Source organism: Mesomycoplasma ovipneumoniae (genome assembly GCF_035918255.1).
Taxonomy (GTDB): domain Bacteria; phylum Bacillota_I; class Bacilli_A; order Mycoplasmatales; family Metamycoplasmataceae; genus Mesomycoplasma; species Mesomycoplasma ovipneumoniae_A.
Genome location: NZ_CP142136.1, coordinates 178,231 through 190,688 on the forward strand (window position 1 = coordinate 178,231; position 12,458 = coordinate 190,688).

Here is a 12,458-nt window from a genome sequence, read left to right on the forward strand (position 1 = left end):
CCTTTCAATTTTTTTTAGTAAAAAATTGCTTTATCAAGTGTTTCTTTTGATAATTTAGAGGCAGCTTCTTTGTCTAAAATGAAAATACAATTTGGATGCAATTGTAAAAAAGAAGCAGTAATTTCTGAATTAGGCTTTTCTTCTAACATTTGTTTTGTAACGTTTGCTTTATGCAAACCAAAAGAAACCATAATTGCTTTTTTTGTGTGTTTTAAAATTGTTTGAACTCCCATTGTCATTGCTTGTTTTGGACACTGGTCAAAATTGGAAAATTTCCCTTTTTTAACCATATCAATAATTGTTTCATCTGTTAAATTAGTAACATGAGTTGTTGAATTAAAAGGTGTTCCAGGTTCATTATAGGCCATATGACCGTTAATTCCGATACTAATATATTGCAAATCAATCGGATTTTCAGCGATTTTTTGCTCATAAAGCTTTACTTCTTGTTCAAGATCGCTCGCTTTTGAGTTAGGAATATTAATCTGGGAAACTGGAACATTAACATGGTCAAATAAATTAGTTTTCATTTGTTTGATAAATGCTTCAGGATGATCTTGGTCAATTCCGACAAATTCATCAAGATTAAATGTTGTAATTTTATCCCAGGAAGTCCCGTTTTGGCGATGATCTTCAATTAAAAGTTTATAAGTTTCAATTGGCGAAACTCCGGTTGCAAAACCTAAAACTGAATTAGGTTTTGTTTTAATTTGTTCAATAAAAAGGTCTGCACAATATTTGTGTAGGTCGCTCAATTTTTCAAAAATTAATATTTTCATTTTAATGTCCTCCAGTTTAAAATAGCAAATAAAGGTTGTTATTATTATTTTGCTCTATTCTAATTTTATCAAATTTTAAACTCGGACAAAAAAACTTCCCTATAAATTTAATAAATTAGTAGAAAAAATTCAAGCAACTAGTTTTTTATCAGTGATTTTGATTTAGACACTTTTGTTAATTTTTCTACTAATTTTTTAAATAATGATACAATTATTTAAAAAATTCAAGTATTTTTAAAAATAACTTAAAAATAAAGGTAAATTTAAAAAATGTTATACAAAAATTTAAGAATTATAAGTCATTCAGAAGAATTTTTTGGCTGAATTGAGTTAGATGAGAGCGGCACTATTGTCAATTTAGGCCGTGGAAATACCGATTTTGAAGGTATTGATTGCAAAAATAACATTTTGTTACCAGCTTTTATCGATTCGCACACTCATGGTGGTTATGGTTTTTCATTTGATGATTTTTCTAGCTCAGATTGAGAAAAAAATTTTCTAGAATACAAAGAAAAATTACATAAATTTGAAGGCGTAGCAGCTATTTTTGGTGCAACAGTTACTCAATCTTGGTCTAAAATTCAACAGAACTCTGAATTTTTTAGTTTTTTATTTAAAAAACATCCATATTTTTTGCTAAATTGATATTTAGAAGGACCTTTTATTTCTATTGAAAAAAAGGGTGCTCATGATCCAAACCTAATTATTCCGGCTAAAAATTTTCATTTTGAATTTTTAGCAAAAAAATTTGCTAAAAAAATTACAGTTGTAATTGCCCCTGAAAGAAACTCGGCAAAATTAATTGATTTTTATCATAAATCAATTAATTTTGCAATTGGCCATTCAAATTGTTTTAACTTTGAAAAAGATCATGAATTAAAAAACTACCGCAGATTTACTCACTTTTTTAATGGCAGTTCTAACTTTGACCACAGAAGTCAATCACTTACTAACTTAATTTTTGAATCAAAATTACCTAGAAATTTTCTAGTTGAGCTAATTACCGACGGACTTCATATTAGAAATTCTACATTAAAATTCACAATAAAAAATCTTAAAAAGGAAAATTGAATTGCTGTTTCAGATTCACTTGCCCAAAAAGGACTTAAAGACGGATTTTATAATTTAGGAAACTTAGAAACTGAGAAAAAAGGCGATTTATTTTATTTGAAAAATTCAGAACAAATTGCAGGGAGCGGCATGAGTTATCTTAGTATTCTCAAAAATTTAAAGAAAAATCTTAAACTTTCATGACAAGAAATTGTTTTCTGCTCTTCGTATAACGTTGCAAAAGCCAACAATCTTTTAGATTATTTTGGGATAATTAAAGTAGGACAAAAGGCGAATTTTGTTATTATTGATGATGATTTTAATTTAAAAATGGTGGTAATTTTTGGACAAATTTACAGCCATTTTTAAAAAATCCGAGTTTCCCAGTTTGAGTGCAAACTTAGGAAAAATAACTATCAAAACAAAAACACTGAATTTTAAATCTAACACTCGCGAAAGAAAAACCTATTTATTAACCAAAAAAGCAAGCTAAAAAGCAAAATTATGAAATTTTTAAACTGCCTTTTTAGTTAAAAACCTAACAAAAATCATAAAAAAATACAACTACTATTTAAACTCAATGCAAATAGAAAACTCGTTTTTATTTGCGGCGAGCCTAAAAAAACATATGAAGTTTTGAAAGAACAATAACCAAAAGCCCTAAATTTATAGATTTCTAAACGGTCAAATTTAAGGTATTCCATCATATTTAAAAATACAATGGAAAATTCGCACTATTTGATTTTTTTATGACAAAAACATAACTAATTCCCCCTTAATTCAATATCAAAATTTATTAATTATTCTTAAGTGATGTTAATTATAACACAACTTCATTTTAGGCCAAGCATTTTTTTTTTTTTTTTGCAAAAGGTAGATTTTAAAATAATAAAAATTAAGGTTTGACCGTCAAAAAACCCGTATTTACTTGTGTTTTTGCATATTTGTATTCACTAAAAAGTGAATTTTTGCCATCAAGCTGCCAAACTCAGGAAAAATTGTAGTAATTTTTGGACAAATTTACAGTCATTTTTAAAACTTTTTACTTAAGAATAAATTTAGAGATAAAGAATTTAAATTTGATTTTAGAATTTTTAACTTTTTCTTTCTTAGAAATCAAAAAAACCTATGGATTCATAGGTTTTTTTGATTAACTTTAATAAAAACTATTTTTTAATGTAGGCGTCAATAAATGCATCAACTATTTCTTGACGAGCACTAGAGGTTTTACCATTTGTAAAATCAGGATGATCAAAAACAGCAAAAGCTTTTAATGTAATTGTAGATTGAGATTTGCTCTCAAGCGCTGGTTCTTTTGGAGTTGTAGGCGCTGGTTCTTTTGGAGTTGTAGGCGCTGGTTCTTTTGGAGTTGTAGGCGCTGGTTCTTTTGGAGTTGTAGGCGCTGGTTCTTTTGGAGTTGTAGGCGCTGGTTCTTTTGGAGTTGTAGGCGCTGGTTCTTTTGGAGTTGTAGGCGCTGGTTCAGCTGGTCCTATTTGATCTCAATCTAAATTAAAGTAGTTTGGGAAAGGATTTCAAGTTTTTGAAGGGTCGATATTATAAATAACATCGCCAACTTCTTTGTAATTTTTAGGATCCTGACTGTTTGAAGAATATAAACTTAAGGTTATTGAAAAAGGGGTTTTTATTATTTCTAATAAAAGATTTGCATCTTCTTCAATTAAATTTTTATTTTTTTCAATATCAGTTTCTTCTTTTGGTGAGTAAAAAGATTGGGTAAAATAGACGTTATTTGCAGTGTCATTTATTGTTGGAACTGTTGGTTTGGTTGTTTTGTCAACAAAAATCTCGGTTTTTTCAAAAAATATTTTTGGGGTTGGACTAGGGAATAAACCAAGTCCGTCTCATGAATCGTACAAGTATGAAGAAGGTTTTAATTGCGGATTAGTAGAACGGTTACTTCCGGTTGTAGTTTTGTTTCTAGAAATTCCTGATGTAACTAGAACTTGTTGTTTGTCAAGAGTTTTTAATAATTCAGCATAACCACCAAAAATTGACTGAAATGCGCTAAATTTGCCTTGTTTGCTGCCAAATTGTTGTTTTAAATAAACATAATTTGAAAGCTGTTTATAATCCATTCCGATGACATAAACCGGTTTTTGACCCTCACTTGAATCAAGTTTTTGGATAAAAATTCCTTTTCCGTCTTTGTCTGATAAAAGATAGTGTTGTTTTCCATCAGAAATACCTTTGGCGCTAAAAGCTAAATAAACCGCACCTGAATCAACACGTGAAAATGGTTTTGGAGTCACCGTTGGTTTAGCCGCTACTGTTTTTGTAGCTTCTGGTTTTGTGACAACAGGTTTTGTGGCTTCTGTTTTTGATGCTTCAGGTTTTGAAGCCACTGGTTTGGTTGCTACTGGCTTAGTCGCCTCAGTTTTTGTTGCTTCTGTTTTTGTCGCTTCAGCTCGAGTATTTTGTCATTTTAAAGGTTTTGTAAGCTCAAGTCCAGAAGTGGTTCTTCTTGCTTTTTCAGATTGGAAAGCTAATCTTCTGTTTTCAGGGTCAAATAAATTAACTTTACCATCTTTTTCATTAATTTCTAAACTAACTGGATCTAAAAATAAGGAAGGGTTATATTTTTTAATAATATCATAAGCTGATTTATCAGAATTAATAACATTATTAACAACCATTTTGGAAGAAGCAAGAACTTTTGATTCATCATTAGTTGAAACTAATTTAAAGTTAAAAACTAATTGGTGATCTTCTTGAGCTTTAATTTGGTATTCAACTTTTGCATCATTAAGACCATAAATTGAAGCTGTGTTTATTGTTGTCCAAACATTAGTCCCAATTTTTGCTGAATCAGGGGTTGAATTAGGAGTTGCAGTAGGTGCTGATTCAGAAGTTGTAGTTGAAGCTGAATCACCAGTACCTGAACCAGTAGCTGCAGTTGTAGTTTGTCCTTCTTCAGCAAAATTAGAAACATTTACAGATTGTGTGCTACTTGAATTAGCTTTTGATTTAGCTTCTTGTATTACTTTTTTAAGTTCTTCTTTTGATTTTGCAATTTCAGTACTTGTTGGGTATCTACCATTGTCAAGTAAAAATACATTTGTAACAACTTCATCGCTAGGATTTTCTAAATTGGTAGTAGTTTTTGCTAGCTCAAAAAGTTTGTCAACTATATCCGTAATTTCATTAGTTGAAAGTGTTCGTGAGCCGGTTTGATTTTTAAGGCTAAATTGTTGAACTGAATTAACTGATCCAAGAAGTTGCCCTAAGGCTTGCTCGTATTTATTTAAATCAACAACTACATCAAGATAAACACTTGTTTTTTGTGCTAATTCGTTGCCTTGACGACTAAAGTCAATATCAAATTCAAAGCGAACTTTTTTATCTTTAAGAAGTGTTTGTTGATCTGCTTGGCTAATTTTGGTTGTATCTAAAAGTTTTGGTTCTATTTTGCTAAGTTCAAAAGTCCCAAATTTTGTTCTTGGATTTAAGTGGCTTAAGTCAATTTCAAAAAGTTCACTAACTGGTTTTTTAATAACACTTGCAGTATTTGTTCCTGATTTTTGATTGTATAAAAAATCAACTAATGTGGTTTTGTCTTTGATTAGCGCTTCTTGAAGAGCTTTTTTCATTTTAATGTTTGAACTAAAATGATCTTGAAGTCAAGTCATAAGGGTTGATTTGAACTCTTCAGGATCAATTAAACCACGGATTTCAAGACTTAATTTTTTAGTTTTGTTATCTTTTTTATTAACTAAATTAAGTTCTAAAAATAATTTTTTATCTTTTTGTGAAAAAGATAATTGACTTTTAGAATCAACAACAACTTCAAGACTATAATCACTATCCAAGAAAATTGGCTCATCTAAAGAATTATAAAGACTAAGACTAGCTCCAGAAGAAGCCAGTGTGCTTTCAAGTTTTGAAAAATTATTGGAAATACTTGTTGAGTTTTGGAAATTTGTTGCTAATTTATTTTGGAATTCTGATTGTAAAAGATTGCTTCTTGATACATCAATAAAAGATTTTGATTCATCAACTTGAAATTTATCAAGATCACCACTAGCTTGATCGCTAGCTGCAAAACCTTTGAGTTCAATTTGTCTTGAGTAAGTTATTTGGTCTTTTTCTGAACGGGCAAAAACTACAACATTTTTAATTGAATTACCTTCAGCAACCGCATTTTCAAAATTAAAACTAATTTGATAGTTTTTTGATTTTAGATCGCCAAAATCAAAACTTGAACTTAAGTCAAATTGATAAAGTCTACTTTTGGCTGCTGCAAGAGCAGTTTTTGCGGAAATATTAGCAACATTTGGGTTAATTTTTAAATTTGCGACAATTGTATTAAATTGTTCGTTTGAAACACTACCTGTACTTGCAAGTGTGTGCTCGGTTGGACTTTCATTTAAAAATGAATAATAAGAATTATTATACGCTTTTAGACCTAATGGGATCCCAATAACAGCGCTTAATGCAATTGCTGATCCTAAAATTGTTGATACTAATCAAAAAGGCTTCTTTAATAGTTTCATTTTGTTCTCCTATTTTGAAAATTATTTAGCTGCTGCTACTGACAGTTGGTGTTGTTGTTGAAGCGGTAGTTTCAGATTTATTAATAGTAATTCTAACTTTTAGAGTTGATCTGTGTTGAGTACCTGTTGAAGATGAAGATGAAGATGAACTTGCGCCCGTACCAGAACCATCTTTTACTAAAACAAAAAGTAGACTTTTAGTAGTTTTGTCAAATGAGTCAGTAATTGATTCAACTAGGGTTTTATAATTTTTATCTTTAAAATGGGTTGAGAGGTATTGGTCAACTTGTTTTCCTAATTCAGGAAGATAACTTGTAAGGCTATTTGTGTCATCAGCTTTGCCTTGATTTTGCGCACCTTCAACTTTTTTACCTTGGTTTTGTGCTCCTTCGGCTTTTTTGCCTTGGTTTTGTGCTCCTTCGGCTTTTTTGCCTTGGTTTTGTGCTCCTTCGGCTTTTTTGCCTTGGTTTTGTGCTCCTTCGGCTTTTTTGCCTTGGTTTTGTGCTCCTTCAACTTTTTTACCTTGGTTTTGAGAACCTTCAGCTTTTTTTGGAAAAGTTAAACTTGAATAAGTACTTGAGTTAAGACTAGTTTCTCTAAATTGGCTTTGAAGTTGAACAACAGCTTTATCTAGTTCGTTAATTTCTTTTTTATTTTTATAGATTTCGTCATTCTCGAGTTCTAGAAATACTTTTATATCTGGAGTTTTAACATTTAATATACTTCCGTCGTTGGATTCGAGTTTGAAGCTAAATTTAACAGGTAAAACTTGCTCTTTTTTACCTTGATTCTGTGCCCCTTCAGCTTTTTTGCCTTGGTTTTGTGCCCCTTCAGCTTTTTTACCTTGGTTTTGTGCACCTTCTGCTTTTTTACCTTGGTTTTGTGCTCCCTCAGCTTTTTTGCCTTGGTTCTGAGCTCCCTCAGCTTTTTTACCTTGGTTCTGTGCACCTTCTGCTTTTTTGCCTTGGTTTGGAGTCCCTTCAGCTTTTTTACCTAATTCTTCAATTTGTTTAGAAACTGCATCTTTTTCTTGTTCAGCTTCTTTGGTAAATTCAAGTGTATATTTTAAATTGTCATCAAGTTTTGCTCAAGCCTTAAAGTTGTCAAACTGACCAGCTTTTAGGAAAAATGCTAATAAAACATCGCCAAATTTTTCAAATTTTGCATAATTTTCTGTATTAGTTGTAGACTCATTTGATTTAGTCATTACTTTTTGACTTTTTAGATAGTCAAAAATTGATGAGTCATCTTTTTTGTTTCCAAGTTCATTTTTAATACTTGTTGGCAGAACCAAAGTTCCATAAAAACCGATACCTTCGGTATCTCTTCATAAACTATTGAATGAAAGTTTTTTGATTTCGCCTGGAGTTGAAGTTAAACTAATTTTATTTGCTTCTTCAAAAATATTGTCTTTAGAATTTAAAAGACTTTGAGGTATTTGACTTTCTTCATCAATAAGCCCTCATCTTTTGGTTAGTTCAAAAACTGTTTCAAGGAGTGTTTTTCTATTTTTTGTTAGTAAATCTTGGAAAAAACTAGCAACTTGGTGTCCGTCACGGAAAAAATTACGAGATTCTATACTTGAAACTCCCGCAGTTCTAGTTGATTGAGTCTCGTCTTTAGTTAGTCTTTGAATGTCTGATAAACTTGGGTGTTTAATTTTTCCAACTCAAGAGTCTAATAAAGAAACATAAGATCCAAAGTCTAAATCGTAATTACTTTCTAAAATGTTGCGAATTTCATTGGTTTTTGGACTGGTTCCAAAAAGAGCTTCAATTTCTTCTTTTGCAACTTTACGTGAAGATGATCTGATTCCTAGTCCATATTGATCAAAAACTGCTTGTTTTTGTTTGTTTTCTTTTCCAAGTCCTTCTAAATAGCGATTTTTAAAAATATCGCTATTTAATTGACCTAAGTTTTCTAATTGTTTAAGTCCGCTAATTTCTAGAGTTCCAGTTTTTTGACTAATTTCGAGAGGAGTATTGCTTGGCATGAAAAATTGATTATTAACTGAAATTGAATAAGGAATTAAAACTTTAGTCTTATCAGTTGCATCAATTTTTGCTTCTAAAGGATCAAAAGAAACTTTAAGAGTGTCACTTGTGTTGTGGTTTTTAAATTTTTGACCAAACTTTCCAAAATCAAAAGGAATTTTTTTGTCAGTTAAAAGTTCTAAAATTTCTGACTTTGCACTTTCTGAGCGCTGAGTTGGATCACTAAAAAATCCAGATTTAATTTTGGCTAAAAACTCAACGGCAAGCTTGTTGCCCATAGTTGATTTTAAGTCAGTTTTTGTTAAATTTTTCAAATTTAAATTATCAAAAAAATCTGAGTAATCTAAAAAATAAGAACCATTATTGCTTTTTTCTAATTTAACTGCACTTACAACCGGTGTAAAACTTGAACTTGAGTCAAGCATTTGTCTAGCAGTTGAAGTAAGAGTTGCTTGTAAAAAGAATGAAGGAACTTGATTTTGAAGGCTAACAAATTGACCATTTGACCTATCACGTGCAAAATCAAAATCAAAAATTGTATCAATTGAATTTGGAAGTTTGTTTTCTTGTGAACTTTTGAGTTGAACTAATAAATTAGTAAGTGAAGGAAAATATGAGCTAATTTTTGCGCCAAATTCTTTTGAGTCTTTTGATTTATTTAAGTCATGTTGAAAATCAACTGGTCTAATTATGCTAGGATCTGTAGGATTTGAAGTAGTTAAATTTTGGTCGCTAAAATTTGAGACTCTAGCAGAAACTAAATTTTTAACTTGCTCACTAAGTCTGTTGGTAATTTGTTGTAAGGAAAAATTAAATTCGGCAATTAAAATAGTTGATTCTTTGACAAAAGAAACAACTTGTTCATAAATGTCAGATTTTGCAACATCGCCATTTTGTAATTTTTGAGTAGCTTGAAATTTGACTTTAAAATTTTGGTTAGCATCATCTGGGAGAATTTCTAGAATTTGGTAACTAATTTTTGCATCAGAAAATTCTGAGTCAGAAAAGTCTAGTTTTTCTAAATTCCCATCCTTTTTCTCAAAAAAAGAAAAGGATTCAAGAGCATTTTCGGCATTTTTAATTTTATTGTTTCCATCTAAAAGTGTTGTTTTTACAGCATTATAATCTGAGTCAGAGTGAAAAGCACCTAAATTAAAGGCCAAATTTGAAACTCGAGATGCAAACTGATTTACTTGAGTTCTTGGATTTTCGGCATTATATTTTATATTTAATGTAAGACCGATTGTCAGTCCGATAACACCAATTCCAATAAGTCCCGAAGTCCCCACCAGCAAAAGGGTCTTGGATTTTGATAATTTGTTCATAGAAACCTCCTATGTTGTGCTAAAAATAAAAAAACAAATAGTTTAAATTAAAAACTAAGTTTATTTTTATAATAGTATATAGTAATTATACTAATTTTCACCAAAAAAAATAAAAAAAGATAAAAACTAGAAAAAATCACGTTCTAGCTTTTATCTTTTTTTCCTGGTTTTGACAGTTTGATAGCAAAAATTCACTTTTTAGTGAATACAAATATGCAAAAATACCGCTAAATCCGTGTTTTTTGTACTAAAATCTTAATTTTTATTAATTTAAATTAACCTTTTGCAAAAAAAAAAAAAAAATGCTTGGTCTAAGAAAAAATTCTGTTATAATATGACTCACTAAGAATAATTAATAAATTTTGTATTGAATTAAGGAGGAATTAGTTATGTTTTTTGGCTAAAAATTAGATATTGCGAATTTTCCATTATGTTTTTAAATATGATGGAATGCCATAAATTTGACCGTTTAGAAATCTACAAATTTATGGCTTTTAATTATGGCTCTTTCAAAACTTCACATATTTTTTTAGGCTCAATTTAAATAAAAACGAGTTTTCTATTTAAATTGAGTTTAAATAGTAGTTGTTTTTTTGTTTTTTTATGATTTTTGTTAGTGTTTTAAACTAAAAAGTAGTTTAAAAATTTCATAATTTTACTTTTTAAGTTAAAATTTTAGCTTTTATCTTTTTTTGACAATATGCAAAAATTAAACGTCAATTTTTGCATATTGGGCATTTTCTTCGATAAAAATTTTACGCAAAGTTACATCTGTGCCCATTAGGGAGTCAAAAATTTGGGCTACTTCTTGGATATTATGAATTTGAACTTGTGTCATTCGACGGGTTTTTGGATCCATTGTTGTTTCTCAAAGTTGTTCAGGATTCATTTCTCCAAGCCCTTTGTATCTTTGTATATTAAATTTAGGATTTTCGCCACTAATTTTACTTAAAATAGCTTCTTTTTCGGCATCATTATAGGCATATTCGATCTTTTTATTGTAAGAAATTTTATATAAAGGTGGAATTGCAATATATACAAAGCCATATTCAATTAACTTTTTAAAATAACGGAACAAAAATGTCAAAAGCAATGAACGAATATGAGATCCATCTGAATCAGCATCAGTCATTATTATAATTTTTTGGTATCTAATTTTACTAATATTAAATTCAGGACCAACCCCAGTACCAAAAGCGGTGATCATTGAAATAATTTCTTCATTGCGCAAAACTTTTTCAAGTTGAAAACGTTGTGAGTTAATCACTTTTCCTCGCAAAGGTAAAATTGCTTGAAAATTACGATCGCGACCCATTTTGGCACTCCCACCAGCTGAGTTCCCCTCAACTATATATAATTCGGCAATTTGGGGATCTTTTGTTGAACAGTCAGCAAGTTTTCCTGGCAGCGTTCCTACATCAAAGGCTGATTTACGCTTTACTGCTTCGCGAGCAGACTTAGCTGCCCGCGCTGCTTTTTGAGCTAGCAGATTTCTTTTAATGATTTTATCGGCATTTTCTGGATTTTCGGCTAAAAACCGTTCAAGAACAGTGCTTAGAGTTTTGTTTACAAGTGGACGAACTTCTTTGTTATTTAGTTTTGCTTTTGTTTGACCCTCAAAAATAGGGTTTGTATGTTTAACAGAAATAATTGCAATTAGACCGTCTTTTATATCTTGTTTGTCGAATTTGTCCGCTTCAGATTTAATAAATTTATTATTAATTGCATAATTATTTAAAATTCTTAAAAGTGAGTCTGATAGTCCCAGTTCGTGAGTTCCACCTTCGATATTGTGAATATTATTTGTGTATGATTTAATTTGTTCGTGATCTTCACTTATATAATTTAGGGCAACTTCGACTTTAATAATTTCATCATTGTGCTCAAATTCACCTTCAGCATAAATTATTTTGTCACTAACTTTTTCAAAATCCTTGCTAAGATCAGAAACATAATCACGAATTCCGCCATTATAGCAAAAACTTTGATTAAATCCGTTTCTTTTGTCGTTAATTACAAACTCAATTCCTTGAGTCAAGTAGGCTGTGTTTTTAATACGATTTACGATTGTTAAAAGTTGAAAATTGTTTTTTTCCAAAATTTCAAAGTCGGGCTGGAAAATAATAGTTGTTCCTGTTTCATTTTTTTCTAAGTCAGCAATTGGGCTTAAGTCAGCAAGTTTTTGGCCACCATTTACATATTCTTGAAACCACAACTTGCCATCACGTTTAATATAAACTTTTAAATTTTTAGCTAAAGCATTAACAACAGAGGCACCAACTCCATGTAGTCCACCTGAAACTTTATAGGATTTTCCGTCAAATTTTCCACCTGAATGAAGAACGGTAAAAACAACTTCAGCAGCCGAAACACCGTGTTTTGGGTGAATTCCAACCGGAATTCCACGCCCGTTATCCTCAACGCTTATTGTATTATCATCTATAATTGTTAAGATGATTTTAGATGCAAAACCAGCAAGTGCTTCATCAACAGCATTGTCAACGACTTCTCAAACTAAATGGTGCAATTCGTTAATTCCAGTTCCACCAATATACATTCCAGGTCGTTTGCGAACAGCTTCTAAACCTTCTAAAACAACAATATTTTCAGCTTGATAATCTTTTGACATTATATTTTTTCTCCGACAAGTTACGTTAAAATTTTACCATAAAAAGCAAAAAACGTAAGTTTTTTTAACCTACTTTTTAATTAAAAATTTTAAAAATAGGTTAAAAAATAAGAAAAAATAGTATCAAAATCAGCTTAAAAATTCAAATTTAACTATAAAAAGAGGTGGGT

At 30.3% G+C, this 12,458-nt stretch carries 5 protein-coding genes; 1 reads left to right on the top strand and 4 read right to left on the bottom strand.

The window, feature by feature from the left end; genetic code table 4:
- Positions 1-14: 14 nt before the first annotated feature.
- Positions 15-779: a glucosamine-6-phosphate deaminase gene (locus U3G01_RS00745; protein WP_069098766.1), complete on the bottom strand. Its 765-nt coding sequence runs from the start codon at positions 777-779 to the stop codon at positions 15-17.
- A 270-nt stretch (positions 780-1,049) separates the two neighbouring features.
- Between U3G01_RS00745 and U3G01_RS00750 the strand changes: the two genes are divergently transcribed.
- Positions 1,050-2,198 (top strand): amidohydrolase family protein, encoded by a 1,149-nt coding sequence (locus tag U3G01_RS00750; protein WP_255030765.1) that lies wholly within the window; start codon positions 1,050-1,052, stop codon positions 2,196-2,198.
- 797 nt (positions 2,199-2,995) lie between these two features.
- On the opposite strand, the gene U3G01_RS00755 is transcribed toward U3G01_RS00750, so the two are convergent.
- The 3 genes from U3G01_RS00755 to U3G01_RS00765 form a co-directional block, all read right to left on the bottom strand.
- Positions 2,996-6,340: a P110/LppT family adhesin N-terminal domain gene (locus tag U3G01_RS00755; protein ID WP_326564850.1), complete on the bottom strand. Its 3,345-nt coding sequence runs from the start codon at positions 6,338-6,340 to the stop codon at positions 2,996-2,998.
- A 25-nt stretch (positions 6,341-6,365) separates the two neighbouring features.
- The gene (locus tag U3G01_RS00760; RefSeq protein WP_255030769.1) at positions 6,366-9,659 is read right to left on the bottom strand and encodes a P97 family adhesin; all 3,294 of its coding nucleotides are present in this window, start codon (positions 9,657-9,659) and stop codon (positions 6,366-6,368) included.
- 709 nt (positions 9,660-10,368) lie between these two features.
- Positions 10,369-12,288 (bottom strand): DNA gyrase/topoisomerase IV subunit B, encoded by a 1,920-nt coding sequence (locus U3G01_RS00765; RefSeq protein ID WP_069098065.1) that lies wholly within the window; start codon positions 12,286-12,288, stop codon positions 10,369-10,371.
- Between the last annotated feature and the right edge of the window lie 170 nt (positions 12,289-12,458).